The sequence below is a fragment of the Hymenobacter sp. genome, assembly GCF_031398885.1.
Taxonomy (GTDB): domain Bacteria; phylum Bacteroidota; class Bacteroidia; order Cytophagales; family Hymenobacteraceae; genus Hymenobacter.
In genome coordinates this window covers 1-12,880 of the sequence record NZ_JANNOD010000085.1, presented here as the reverse complement: position 1 = coordinate 12,880, position 12,880 = coordinate 1, and the positions used below count along the sequence as shown (strand labels likewise).

General features: G+C 68.8%; 9 protein-coding genes. 8 read left to right on the top strand and 1 reads right to left on the bottom strand.

Annotated elements, in window-relative coordinates:
- Positions 1-53 precede the first annotated feature (53 nt).
- Positions 54-4,130 (top strand): two-component regulator propeller domain-containing protein, encoded by a 4,077-nt coding sequence (locus RMO51_RS16345; RefSeq protein WP_310396413.1) that lies wholly within the window; start codon positions 54-56, stop codon positions 4,128-4,130.
- A gap of 246 nt (positions 4,131-4,376) precedes the next feature.
- Here RMO51_RS16345 and RMO51_RS16340 read toward each other — a convergent pair whose 3' ends face one another.
- Positions 4,377-5,090 (bottom strand): hypothetical protein, encoded by a 714-nt coding sequence (locus RMO51_RS16340; RefSeq protein WP_310396411.1) that lies wholly within the window; start codon positions 5,088-5,090, stop codon positions 4,377-4,379.
- 638 nt (positions 5,091-5,728) lie between these two features.
- Here RMO51_RS16340 and RMO51_RS16335 point away from each other — a divergent pair.
- The 7 genes from RMO51_RS16335 to RMO51_RS16305 all read left to right on the top strand — a co-directional run bounded on the left by RMO51_RS16335 (position 5,729) and on the right by RMO51_RS16305 (position 12,834).
- On the top strand, positions 5,729-7,153 hold the full coding sequence (locus tag RMO51_RS16335) for a T9SS type A sorting domain-containing protein (RefSeq protein ID WP_310396410.1): 1,425 nt from the start codon (positions 5,729-5,731) through the stop codon (positions 7,151-7,153).
- 91 nt (positions 7,154-7,244) lie between these two features.
- On the top strand, positions 7,245-7,874 hold the full coding sequence (locus RMO51_RS16330) for a GNAT family N-acetyltransferase (RefSeq protein ID WP_310396407.1): 630 nt from the start codon (positions 7,245-7,247) through the stop codon (positions 7,872-7,874).
- A 36-nt stretch (positions 7,875-7,910) separates the two neighbouring features.
- Positions 7,911-8,156 (top strand): hypothetical protein, encoded by a 246-nt coding sequence (locus RMO51_RS16325; protein ID WP_310396406.1) that lies wholly within the window; start codon positions 7,911-7,913, stop codon positions 8,154-8,156.
- A 64-nt stretch (positions 8,157-8,220) separates the two neighbouring features.
- Positions 8,221-9,000, top strand: coding sequence for a hypothetical protein (locus RMO51_RS16320; RefSeq protein ID WP_310396402.1), 780 nt, complete (start codon positions 8,221-8,223; stop codon positions 8,998-9,000).
- Positions 9,001-9,260: 260 nt separating this feature from the next.
- Entirely contained in the window at positions 9,261-11,789 is a 2,529-nt protein-coding gene (locus tag RMO51_RS16315; protein ID WP_310396399.1) for a tail fiber domain-containing protein, read from the top strand.
- A gap of 79 nt (positions 11,790-11,868) precedes the next feature.
- Positions 11,869-12,411 (top strand): hypothetical protein, encoded by a 543-nt coding sequence (locus tag RMO51_RS16310; RefSeq protein ID WP_310396398.1) that lies wholly within the window; start codon positions 11,869-11,871, stop codon positions 12,409-12,411.
- A 132-nt stretch (positions 12,412-12,543) separates the two neighbouring features.
- Entirely contained in the window at positions 12,544-12,834 is a 291-nt protein-coding gene (locus tag RMO51_RS16305; RefSeq protein ID WP_310396395.1) for a hypothetical protein, read from the top strand.
- Positions 12,835-12,880 lie beyond the last annotated feature (46 nt).

Here is a 12,880-nt window from a genome sequence, read left to right as displayed (position 1 = left end):
CGGGGCGCAACCCATTACAATGTAGGTGCTTGATAGCCAAACTCGGGGCTGACATGGTGAGAAGACTATTCAGGACGCTGCTGGTGGGCTGGGGGTTGCTTGCGGCCGGGCAGGGCGCGGCCCAGACCCTGGCCCTGCGCGACTACACCCTGGCCAACGGCCTGCCCCAGTCCATGGTCTACGGCATTTGCCAGGACAACCGGGGCCGCCTCTGGGCCGGCACCCAGGGCGGCGTGTGCGTGTTCGACGGCCAGAAATTCCGCACCCTGACCACCGCCCAGGGCCTGCCCGACAACCACGTGAAGTCCGTGGCCGCCGCGCCCGACGGCACCCTGTGGCTGGGGCACAACTACGGCGGCGTATCCTTCGTGGAGCCCGGCGGGCGGGTGCGGCGCTGCCGGCCCCGCGGGCTGGGCACCCCGACCGGCGTGTTTTGCGTGTTTCCGGCCAGCCGCCGGACGGTGTGGGTGGCCACCGAAGAGCGCGGCCTGTTCCGCCTCGAATGCGGCCCTACCGACACCACCGTGACCCAGTACGGCGCGGCGGCCGGCCTGCCCTCGCCTTTCGTGCGCCACGTGGCGGCCGGCCCCGCCGGGCGGGTGTGGGTGGGCACCGCCGCCGGCCTGCTCCTGCTCGACCCCCGCGGGGGCCCCGCCCCGCCGCTGCCGCCCGAAGTGCAGCGGGTGCCCGTCTATCACTTCCAGCGGGTGAGCGACACGCTGCTCTGGTGCGCCACGGGGCGGGGCATGGTGCGCCTGAGCGGCAACGGCACCGCGGCCCACCCCTGGCGGGCCCGGCGCTACGGCCCGGCCGAGGGCCTGTGCGCCACCCCCGTGCTGCGCGTGGTGCAGGACCGCGTGGGCCAGGTGTGGGCCACTACCGCCGGGGGCCTCAGCCAGCTGGCGGCGGGCGCGAGCCGCTTCCGCTGCCGGGCCAGCCGCAGCGCGCTCGACAGCGACGAGAACAACGACCTGCTCGAAGACCGGGAAGGCAACATCTGGTTTGCCTACGACCTGGGCCTGGCCCAGCACCCGGCCGATGAGCGGTTCCGGCAGTACGGCAAGCCCGAGGGCCTGCCCGACAACGAAGTGCTGGCCGTGCTGCCGGTGGGCGCGGGCCGCTACTGGGTGGGCACCCGCGCCGGGCTGGTGGAACTGCAGCCCCGCGTGCCGGGCGAGAGCGGGCCGCACAGCCGGCCCGTGCCCCTGCGCCCCGGCGCCGCCAACCGCTACGTGCGCAGCCTCTACCGCGACCGGCGCGGCGACAACTGGCTGGGCACCGAAAACGGGGCCGCCCGCTACCGCACCGCCACCGGCCAGTGGACGTATTTTGACCAGGTGCCCGGCCTGGCGGGGCACGACGTGGTGAGCATCAACGAGGACGACCGCGGCCGGGTGTGGCTGGCCACGCTGGGCGCGGGCATAACCGTGTTTGACCCCGCCACCAATCGGTTCAAAACCTTCCGGGCCGGGCGCGACGGGCTGATTTCGGACGTGTTCTGGCAGGTGTTCCGGGACCGCGCGGGCGGGCTCTGGCTGGCCAGCGACGACCACGGCCTGCTCCGGGTCGACACCGAGCATGACACCTTCCGGCGGGTGGACGGGCAGGCCCCGGCCCTGAGCGTGGGCTCGGTAACCGAGGACCCGGCCGGCAACCTGTGGCTGGGCACCATCGGGCGGGGCGTGCTGCGCTACGCGCCCGCCACCGGCCAGGTGCGCGCCTTCGGGCCCGAGGCCGGCTTGCAATCGAGCAACCCCTACTTTGTGCAGGCCGACAGCGCCGGCCGGGTGTGGGTGGGCACCAACCGCGGCCTCGACTGCTTCGACCCGCGCCGGGGCCAGACCCGCAGCTACGGCGTGAACGAGGGCTTCCTGGGCCAGGAAGCCAGCCAGAACGCGGTGCTGCTCGACCGCGGCGGCCAGCTCTGGGTGGGCACCGTGAACGGCCTGATGCACTACGACCCCGCCCGGGCCCGGCCCAACCGCGTGGCCCCGGTCGCGCAGCTCGCCGGCCTGCGCATCTTCCTCAAAGACACCGCCATCGGGCCGAAAATGGAGCTGCCCGCCCGGCTCAACTACCTCACCTTCGACTACGGCGGCGCCAGCCTGACCAACCCCGACCAGGTGCGCTACAAGTACCGCCTGCTGGGCTTCGAGCAAACCTGGGCCGGGCCCCTGGCCGCCACCTCGGCCACTTACACCAACCTGGCCCCCGGTCGCTACACCTTCGAGGTGAAAGCCGCCAACGAGGCGGGCGTATGGAGCGCGCGGCCGGCCACCTTCGCCTTCACCATCCGGCCGCCGTGGTGGCGCACCTGGTGGGCCAACGCGCTGTGGCTGGGTTGCTTCGGGCTGGTCATCTACGGGGTGCGGGCCTACACCCGCACCCGCGAGCGGGACCGGGCCGACCGCCGCCTCGAACACCAGGCCCTGGCCCACCTGCAGGAGCTGGACCGGGTGAAAACCGACTTTTTTACCAACGTCAGCCACGAGCTGCGCACCCCGCTCACGCTCATCCTAGGGCCGGCCGAGGTGCTGGCCACCGAGCCCGCCGACCCCGCCGTGCGTCAGCAGGGCGGGCTGGTGCTGCGCAACGCCCGCCGGCTGCTCGCCCTCATCAACCAGCTGCTCGACCTGAGCAAGCTCGAAGCCGGGGCGCTGCGCCTGCTGCCCACCTCGGGCGACGCCGCGGCCCTGGTGCGCCCGCTGGTGGCCTCGTTCGCCTCCCTGGCCGAAAGCCGCCGGATTGCCCTGCGCGTGGAAGCCCCCGCCGGGCCCATGCCGCTGGTGTTCGACGCCAGCAAGCTGGAGGAAGTCCTGACCAACCTGCTGGCCAATGCGCTGCGGTTCACCCCGGCCGGGGGTACGGTGACGGTGACGGTGGCCGAAACGGTGCCCACGGCCGCCGCGCCCGCCGGCGGGGTATCCATTGCCGTGCGCGACACCGGTCCCGGCATCGCCGCCGAAGACCTGCCGCACCTGTTCGACCGCTTTTACCAGGCCAATAACCTTGCTGACGATGGCCTGCGCACCGGCACCGGTATCGGCCTGGCCTTGGTGCGCGAGCTGACGGCGCTGCACGGCGGCACCGTGGCCGTGGCCAGCGCGCCGGGCGCCGGGGCCACGTTCACGGTGCAGCTGCCGCGAGGGTTGCGGCCCGTGGCGGGCGGGACGGGGCCGGGAGCAGCCGGGGCCCCGGCGGCTGGGCCCGCGCCGCTCCCGGTTGCTGCTCCCGGCCCGTCGTCGGAACCCGACGACGGGGCCCCCGACGCGGACCTGGTCCTGATTATCGAGGACAACGACGAGGTGCGCGCGTTCATCCGGGCCTCGCTGGCGCCGGCGGGCTACCGCGTGCTGGAGGCCGCCGACGGCCTTGCGGGGGTGGCCCTGGCCCGGGCCGAAGTGCCCGACCTGGTGGTGAGCGACGTGATGATGCCCGGCCTGGACGGCTACCAGGTGTGCCAGCAGCTCAAAACCGACCCTGCCACCAGCCACGTGCCGGTCGTGCTGCTCACGGCCAAGTCGGACCCCGACGCCAAGCTCGAAGGCCTGGAAACGGGGGCCGACTGCTTTCTGGCCAAGCCCTTCAACCCGCGCGAGCTGCGGGCCCAGGTGCGCAACCTGCTGGTGCTGCGCCAGCGCCTGCAAGCGAGGTTTGCCCCGGGTCCGGCGCTCAACTTGGCGGAGCCGGAACCCCCCGCCGCGCCCCGCGCCCCGCGCCCCGCCGCCCTGGCCGACCCGCTGGCGGCCCACGCCGCCGCCGTGGCCGGCCTACCCTCGCTCGACCAGGCGTTTTTGCGGCGCGTGCAGGAGGCGGTGCTGCGCCACCTGGCCGACGAGGGGTTTGGCGTGGACCAGCTCGGGGCCGACGTGGGCATGAGCCGGACCCAGGTGCACCGCAAGCTCAAGGCCCTCACCGGGCAGTCGCCGGGCGAGAACATCCGCACCGTGCGCCTGAACCGGGCCCGGGCGCTGCTGCAGGCCCAGGTGAGCACGGTGGCCGAAGTGGCTTACCAGGTGGGGTTCGGCAGCCCGGCGGCGTTTTCCACGGCCTTCTCGCGGCAGTTTGGCTACCCGCCCAGCGCGGCGGCCCGGCACGCGGAAGCGGTGGGTGGTCAAGCGGACGGATAGTCTCTGGTTGAAGCAAACTGTTATTCAGCCGCTGTCGCCTCCCCGCTGGCTCGTGTCTCCGACGTGCTGCTTATTGGTTTCGCGCCTCTGACGCGAGAGCAGAGCGACGTAAAAACTGCGCGACCACGGCGTTGGAAACGTGCGCCAGCCGAAATCCTTGCTTAAGAAGTAAGGCCGCTCGTGCAGCTGAGGAACTGCACGGGCGGCCATTGCCAATGTAACTATGGCTGCTACGGCCGCAGGGTGCTACTGCACAATGCGGCTGCGCAGCAGTGTGCGGGTGTGGGGCAAGAAGTTGACGCGCACCCGCTGGCGCACAATGCCCAGGCCCGGGGCCCAGTAGTACTGCGCCGGCCAGCCGCCCTCCGAGGCGTCGGCAATAGGGATGTTGACCTCCATCACGTCGGGGTAGACGGTATTGCCGATGGCCAGCGGGCGGCTGTGCCAGTAGGGCTGCATCACGCCGAACAGGTAGTCGGTGCGGGCCCGGTCGCGGGGGATGGTGTAGGGAAAGACCTGCGTGTCCCCCTCGTCGGCCGTGCTGGCGGGCAGCGACTGGCCCCGCGTAATCGCCCAGCACGGGTACGTGTCATCGCCGTCGCCCCGACCCGGGAAGCCGCAGTACTGCCGCACGCGGTACACCTGGTCGGGCCCGCCCCGGCTGGAGCGGGTGCGCAGGCGGAAGTCCTCGTGCTTTGAAAGAAGGTAGGACTTTCTTTTTTCAACTAAGCGAAACTCGGTCATCTCGGTGGAAACGACCCAGACGCTGTCGAGTTGCTGGGAAGCCGAGTCCTGGTAAATCCAGTGGGTGCCGGGCTGGAACAGGACGTAGGCCTTCAATTCGGCCGGCAGGGGCACGGCCGCCGGCTCGGGCGGGGGCTTCTCGCAGGACGTGGCCAGCAGCAGGCCCAGCGCCAGGGCCGGGGCCAGCGCGCCCCGGAATAGGGTGGAACGGTTCATGGTCATATGAAAATAAGATGGCTAATCAATTTGTAAACGGGTGTATTTTCGGTCACTGCCGCTCCGCACCACTACCAGGTACAGGCCCGGCAGAAGCTTTTGTATGGGCAAGGTAGAGGTTTGCGGGCCGGCTTCGAGCCGGGCTTGGTGGAGCACCACCGCCCGCTCGGTGCCCATCAGGTCCTGTATCGAAACCCGGACCTGCCCGGTCCGCAAACGACCACGAGAACAACCTGACCGAGCGGAGCAGCGCCCGCACGGGGGCCGCCTTCCTGGCTAACGTCGACAGCGACCAGGTGGACGCCCGAGTGACGTTTCTGACGGGAGCCCAAACCGCCGTCACCAACCACCGGACCATGCTGCTAGCTTAACGCCACGTAAAAATTCAACCCCGTCCGCGCCGGTAAGCAGCAATGCTTACCGGCTTTTTTGTAGATTTTTTGGAAGAATTTTAAGACGTTGGGACGAAAGTGAATGTATTTGCAACAAACGCGAATGGCGTGCAACATCGGCGAATGCATTCGCAACGCAAACGAATGGCGCCAAGCCGGGCCTTGCGCTTGCTTTGGCATCATCAACCAGTCACTATATAGGCCAGCGCCAACGCCATGACAAAATGCTACTATCTACTCTTGTTAATGTGCCTCGCCGCCGGCCTGCCGATTTCGGCGGTGCGGGCGCAGGTGACCCTGACGGGGCCGGCCACGTTCTACATCGGGCCGGGCGGCGTGGTGGCGGTGCCCGCCTCTGTCACGGTTGGCCCGGGCGCCACGCTCACCAACGAGGGCCAGCTCGATGTCGGCGGCGACCTTACTAACAACGGCACCGTGACCGCGCCCGTCACGCCCGCCGCCGCGCTGCGGGCCCTGGGCATCGCGCCCCAGGCGCTAGCCGGCACGGCCCCGCTGCCCCTGCAAAACCTGACCGTAAACAACCCCGCCGGGGTTGCCATTGGCACCAGCCTTAGCCTGGCCGGCACCCTCACCCTCACCAACGGCCTGGTGACGGTGGCGGCGGCCACGCCCCTGGTGCTGCAAGCCACGGTGCCCAACCCCGTCGAAACCACGGCGGCCCACTTGCTGGGACCGGTGCGGATGGCCGCGCGGCCGGTGAACGGGGCGGCCTTCGGTCCGTTTCTGGGCCTGACTATGCCGGCCGGGGCCAGCGTGGCCAACCTGACCCTGACCCGCGTGACGGGCCCCACGGCCGTGACCACGGCCGCCGGCAACACGTCGATGGGCGTGTACTGGGACGTGGCCACCACCGCGGCCGGGGCTCCGGCCCGGGTGCTGAATTTTAGCTGGCTGGCCGCCCTCGACAACGGCCGCAACCCGGCCCAGGCCACGCCCTGGCGCAGTGCCCCGCCCTTCACGAGCTGGACGCGCACGGCCGGCCCCGTGGCCAACGTCGCGGCCACCAACCCGCGCCAGTACGCCCCCGCGGCCGCCGTGGCCGAGGCCGTGGCCGGCCGCTTCACCTTCGCCGACCCCAGTGCCCCGCTGCCGGTGGAGCTGGCCGCCTTCGCCGCCCGCCGCCAGGGTGCCGACGCCCGCCTGGACTGGACCACCGCCTCGGAGAAAAATAACGCCTACTTCGACGTGGAGCGCAGCCGCGACGGCCGGGCGTTCGAGCGCGCGGGCCGGGTGGCTGGGCAGGGCACCAGCGCCGCGTCTCACGACTACTTGTTTGTGGACGCCAGAGTGGCCCAGTACGGGGTGCCCACGCTCTACTACCGCCTGCGCCAGGTCGATGCCGACGGGACGGCTAGCTTCTCGCCGATGCGCACGGTGGGGGTGGAAAGCGCCACGGCCCTGCTCGTGAGCGCCTGGCCCAATCCTTCGACCGGCGCGGGCCCGCTCATCCGGGTGGAGCAGCCCACCGCCGGCCCGCTCACGGCCACCCTCACCGATGCCGCCGGCCGTCACCTGGCCCGGTACCGCACCACCGACCGCCTGAGCGAGGGGCTGTTCGCGGCCGAAACCAGCGCCCTGCCCAGCGGCGTGTACCTGCTCCGCGTGACCACCGCCGGCACCAGCCAGGTGCTGAAACTGGTGCGGGAGTAGCAATAAGTCACCGGACAACCCATTCCCCTTCTTGATAAGATAAAGTAAGGTAGTCTGCCCTCACGGCCTCATCACCTCATTCCCTCCGAAAATGCCTGCCCTCGCCCCACCTGCGCGCCGTCTGGAGCCTGCCGATTTGGTCTGGGCCCTGGCCCTGCTCGAAGCCGCCTGCGCCGACCACCCCGTGCTGAACTACTGCTGCACCGGTCCCGACGCCCCCGCCCAGAAGGTGTGGCTGCTGGAGCAGCTGCTGCACTTTGGCCTGCGCTACGGGCGGGTGTACACCAACGCCGACGCCAGTGCCCTGGCCGTGTGGCTGGGGCCCGACCACCCGATGGTGACCCTGCGCCGGCTGCTGCGCACGGGCTTGCTGCCCGGGGCCCTGTGGCGGCTGGAGTGGGCCGGCTTTCAGCGGATGCGCCATTTTCTGGTGGCTACCGCCTGGCTGCGCCGGCAGAGCGTGGACGCCCCCCAGCACCACTACCTGCTGGCCCTGGCCGTGCGCCCCGCCGACCGTGGCCAGGGCCTGGGCCGGCGCCTGCTGCAGGCCACGCTGGCCGCCATGCAGGCCGCCCACGCGCCGTGCTACCTCGACACCCAGCAGCCCGCCCAGTTGCATTTCTTCCAGCGCCTGGGCTTCCGGCTGATGGGGCAGTGCCCGACGGGACACGGCGCCGAAGCCCCCACCAACTGGGGCCTGGTGCGCGAAGGCCACGCCTGAGCCTGCTCAACGGCTCATAGTGAAACCCGCTTTGTCATGAAAAACGCCTTCCTGCTTTTGGTACTCTGCGTTCTGTTACTCATAGCGCGTGCCAGCCGCGCCCAGAGCATCGGCATCGGCACCCTTGGGCCCCGCGCCAGGGCCGCGCCCGACGGCCAGAGCCCGGCCAACAACACCGGCCGGTTGATTCCGCGCCCGCCGGCGGGCACCGGCAGCCCCCCGCGGGGCGTGCTGGGGTACCAGGCCGCCGCCGCCCGGGCCACTACTCTCCTTGCCGCATAAACAACTTTTTCAGCCCGCGAAAGTCGCGGATAATTCACCCTTCCACTTTTTTTCTGTCGTTACCATGAAAACCCACTCCCACCACCTGCTCGCCGCCCTCTGCATGACCGCGCTGCCCCTCACGGCCTCCCTGGCCCAAACCCGCAAACCGGCTCCCAAGCCCGTTGCCAAAACAGCCGCTAAGCCGGCCGCTGCACCGGCCGCGAAGCCGGCGGCTACGGCCACGCCCGCCGCGCGCGCTGCGGCCCAACCGGCGCCCACTCCGGCTCCGGCCGCTACCTCCGCGGCCCCCGCCAGCGCGGCGCCCGCCGCCAAGGCCACCAGCGGCGCGGCCACGGGGGCCTTTGCCGTGGGCACCAACGCCGTGAACCTGGGCATTGGCCTGGGCAACCGCTACGCCTACGGCACGGGCTTCGGGGGCGGCAGCTCCTCGGTATCGCCGGCCCTGAGCGTGTCGTTTGAGCGGGGCATTATTCCGCTGGGGCCGGGGGTACTCGGCGTGGGCGTGTTCGCCGGCTACCAGGGCGCTAACTACGATTTTGGCGGGGGCGATGAGTGGAAGTACACCGATGTTATCGTGACCCTGCGCGGGGCCTTCCACTACCCCGTGACGCCTGAGTTCGACGCCTACGGCGGCCTGGGCTTGGGGGTGCGGCGGCTTAGCTCCTCGTGGTCCGGGCCGGCCAATTCCAGCTACAACCTGTCCGACGGGGCCGCGACCACCGACGCCGCATCGGGCCTGTTCGTGGGCGGGCGCTACTTCTTCGCCGAAAGCATCGGGGCCTTCGCCGAGCTGGGCTACGACCAGACCTACCTGAAGGTGGGGCTCACGGCCAAGTTTTAACCCGGGCCGCTCCGGCGGGCCATGCGCTCATGGTTTGATTGTAAAGCGCCGGGGCCAAGCCCCGGCGCCCCGGACTGCCCGGCCCTCCCGCGGCGGCTGGGTGGTAGCCCGCGCTCAAAGCGCCGGGGCTGCCGCGCCGGGGCCCGGGCTTCGACGGAGCAGCAGCCACTAAAAATTAGCAGACAGTAAGCTGACGAACAAGACGTAAGGCCAGAATTATCAACCAACATCTCTCACAATTAACCTCTCACTTTCACCGCATGCGACACTTCTATGCCCTCCGTTTTTTTCGGCCGCTGCTGCTGGCTGCGCTGCTGGCCGGCGCCGGCTCGGCCCGGGCTCAGATTGGCATTGGTACCACTACGCCCGACGCTTCGGCCGCCCTGGAGGTGCGCGCCGCTAACAAAGGTTTACTCATCCCTCAAATCACCCTTTCTGCACTCACCGATGGAACCACAATCCCAACACCTGCAACTGGTCTTCTTGTCTTCAACCGTAACGTCGGCTTGGCAGACGGGGTGGGCTTTTACTACAACGCCGGCACCCCGGCCGCGCCCAGTTGGGTACGCCTCAGCACCGGTGCGGCTGCGCCTGGCGGTGGTTGGGGCCTGACCGGCAACGCCGCCACCGCCCCCGGCACCAACTACCTGGGCACCAGCGACGCGCAGCCGCTGGCGCTGCGCACCAACGACGCGGAGCGCGCCCGCCTGGGCCTCGACGGCAGCTTCTGGTTGGGCTACCCCTTCACCTCGGGCCGCAACAGTACCAACGGCAACGTGTTGGTGGGCTACGAAGCCGGCCCGGCGCTGACGCCGAGCTTCAACGCTGGTATCACGGCGGGCCTGGGCAACGTATTTGTAGGCGCGCGCACCGGCGCGGCCACTACTACTGGCAAGAACAACCTGTTTGTGGGCACCGAGGCCGGCGAGAATAACACGGCCAGCAGCAACCACTTCGTAGGGTACCAGGCGGGCCAGGCCAACACCACCGCCTCGGATAACCACTTTATGGGCTACCAAGCGGGCCGGGCCAACACCACCGGCTTCGTTAACCATTTTGTGGGGCACCAGGCTGGCCTGGCCAACACGACCGGCGCCAACAACCACTTCGACGGCTTCGCTGCGGGCTACTCAAACACCACCGGCTACAACAATCAATTCATCGGCGCTTCCGCGGGGGTTAACAACAGGACCGGCTTCGGCAACCAGTTTATAGGCTTCGACGCGGGCCTCTTTAACGAAACCGGCAACCGCAACTTGTTCGTGGGGTTCAACGCTGGTCGCCTGACAACGACGAGCAATAACCACTTCGTGGGCTACGAGGCGGGCCGGGCCAACACCACCGGCGAAAATAACCACTTCGACGGCTACCAGGCGGGTGCCGCCAACATCACGGGCAGCTCCAATCATTTCGTAGGTAGCCAAGCCGGTAAATCCAACACGGACGGCTTTCAAAACCACTTTGAGGGTGTCAACGCCGGCACGGGCTTTATTGCCGGCGCCGCCAACCAGTTCATGGGCTTCGGCGCGGGGCAGAGTACCGTCACCGGGGGTAGTAACTTTTTCGCCGGCCATACCGCTGGCGCGAACAACCTCACCGGCAGCCGCAACCTGTTTGTGGGGGTGCAGGCCGGCGAGCGCAGCACCGCCGACGACAACCACGCCGTGGGATTTCAGGCGGGCAACCGCACCACCACCGGCACCGCCAACACCTTCGAAGGCAACCGAGCCGGCTTCGCCAACACCACCGGCGCCCGCAACGCCTATCTAGGCTACGAGGCCGGCTACCAGTTGCGCGGCTCCGACAACGTGACGGTGGGCAACGCGGCGGGCTCGGGCGACACGAACGGGGCTACCACCGTTGGCGTGGACAACGTGACCTTGATAGGCAGCCAAGCGGGGCAGAACAACACGGCCGACAACCTCGTGGCCCTCGGCTACCAGGCCGGCCAGGGAAATACGGGTCCCAACAACACCTTCCTGGGCATGTTTGCCGGCGAAGTGAGCACCGGCGGCGCCAACGTGTTTGCTGGTTTCCAGGCCGGCACGGCCAATACCACCGGCGGTGGCAATACCCTCATCGGCTTCACGGCGGGCGACCGGGTGAATACGGGCAGCGAAAACACCGTGTTGGGCAACCAAGCGGGGGGCTCGCTCACCGGCGGCACGGGCAATGTGTTGCTCGATGCCGGCGCCAATGCGGCTTTTCAAGATGCGGTCAACGTCACGGCCATTGGCTATAACGCTCAGGTCAGTGGCAATAACCGGATGGTATTCGGCAGCACTGCCGTAGAGGGGTGGATTTTTGGCCGCTCCACCTTTGCCAGCTCCGGGCGGGCGCTGCAAGTCGGCGACAATAGCACCAACGGCAATACCGCCTACCTAACCACCGGCGGCACCTGGACCAACGCCTCCGATGTGAACCTCAAGGAAAATATCCAGCCCGTGGAAAGCGCCCAGGTGCTGGGCCTCATCCGGCAGCTCCCGCTGAGCCGCTGGACTTACAAGGGCACCCGCGAGCGCCACCTCGGCCCGATGGCCCAAGACTTCTACCGCCTCTTCCACCTGGGGCTCGACGACACCAGCATCAGCACCATCGACCCGGCGGGCGTGGCCCTGGCCGGCGTGCAGGAGCTGGCCCGGCAGAACGACCAGCTGCGGGCCGAAAACGCCCAATTGCGCCAGCAGCTGCAGGCCCTGCAGGCCGGCCAAGCCACGCTCGACGCCCGCCTCGCCACCCTGGAGCACGCCGCCCGGCTGGCCGCGCCCATGGCCCAGGCCAGCCGCTAGCCCGAGGTTTCGGGACTGACCCTACCCACCGCCTGCTGCATTCTGCTTCCCCTCATTCACTTACAACCATATTTTTCTCATGAAACTCCTCCATTCTCTGCTCCTTTTCAGCTTGTTGCTGGTCGCCAGCTGCGGCAAAGACGATGACGACAAGTCTCCTTCCAAAGCGGCGCAGCTCTCGGCCGTCACCTGGCGCGAAAGCAGCTCCTCGCTGGTCGTGAACGGCGTGGAGGGCACGCAAGCCACGCCAGCGGCCAGCGCCGACACCTACAAGTTTAACACCGACGGTAAGCTGGTGCTCACCGAAGCCGGCGGGGCCGTCAAAAACGGTACCTGGGCGCTGGCCAGCAACGATACTCAGATTACGGTGATGCTGGACGGGCAGACCCAGACCCAGCAGGTTTTCACGCTTACGGCCACCAGCTTTTCGGCGGGCTACAGCTTCACCCAGGCCCAGGTGCAGGCCGCGCTGGCCGGCCAACCCGTGACGGGCGTGCCCAACGGGCTGATTTCGCTCATCCTTTTGTCGGCCAGTGGCTTCACGTTTCCGGCGGGCACTCCGCCCGTCAACGCCAACCAGATTAACAGCCTGCAAGTGCGCACCAACTTGGTGCCGAAGTAGGGGCGAACCTAGCCCATGGCTTATCAGCTGGCGTTTTTCAGCCCGTCAGAAACACCGGGCTGAAAACCGCCAGCAGCGCCTGACCGCACGGCCGTCCGCCGCATTTCTTTCCAAGCACGGAGGACTCCCCAAATGCTGCAAGAGATTCGGATTTCATTGAGCACGGCGGAACTCGGCGACGGATCCGCGCGAGACGACTCGAGCGTGGACCTCGCCGCGTCGGTCCGGAGCCTGCTTTTGCCGATGCGGCCGCGTTTCTGCGAGCCCTCCGTGGACGCATGCTCCTTCACGGGCGCGCCGCTGGTCTCCGCCGTGATTCAGGCAGCGGCGCCCGCGAGCGCCATCGGCGTCGAGCTCCTCCCGGCGCTGACGCGCATCGACGCGAGCCTGGAGCTCGACGTCTGTTTCGTTCCGGATCCGTGACCCGAGCGAGCCGCTCGGGTCCGCGCTGGCTCCGAGGGGACTTGCC

What these genes read in the sequence shown, in the direction of transcription:
- RMO51_RS16345 (WP_310396413.1), top strand. Translation starts at nt 54, where the DNA reads ATGGTGAGAAGACTATTCAGGACGCTGCTGGTGGGCTGGGGGTTGCTT.
- RMO51_RS16340 (WP_310396411.1), bottom strand. Translation starts at nt 5,090, where the DNA reads ATGAACCGTTCCACCCTATTCCGGGGCGCGCTGGCCCCGGCCCTGGCG.
- RMO51_RS16335 (WP_310396410.1), top strand. Translation starts at nt 5,729, where the DNA reads ATGTGCCTCGCCGCCGGCCTGCCGATTTCGGCGGTGCGGGCGCAGGTG.
- RMO51_RS16330 (WP_310396407.1), top strand. Translation starts at nt 7,245, where the DNA reads ATGCCTGCCCTCGCCCCACCTGCGCGCCGTCTGGAGCCTGCCGATTTG.
- RMO51_RS16325 (WP_310396406.1), top strand. Translation starts at nt 7,911, where the DNA reads ATGAAAAACGCCTTCCTGCTTTTGGTACTCTGCGTTCTGTTACTCATA.
- RMO51_RS16320 (WP_310396402.1), top strand. Translation starts at nt 8,221, where the DNA reads ATGAAAACCCACTCCCACCACCTGCTCGCCGCCCTCTGCATGACCGCG.
- RMO51_RS16315 (WP_310396399.1), top strand. Translation starts at nt 9,261, where the DNA reads ATGCGACACTTCTATGCCCTCCGTTTTTTTCGGCCGCTGCTGCTGGCT.
- RMO51_RS16310 (WP_310396398.1), top strand. Translation starts at nt 11,869, where the DNA reads ATGAAACTCCTCCATTCTCTGCTCCTTTTCAGCTTGTTGCTGGTCGCC.
- RMO51_RS16305 (WP_310396395.1), top strand. Translation starts at nt 12,544, where the DNA reads ATGCTGCAAGAGATTCGGATTTCATTGAGCACGGCGGAACTCGGCGAC.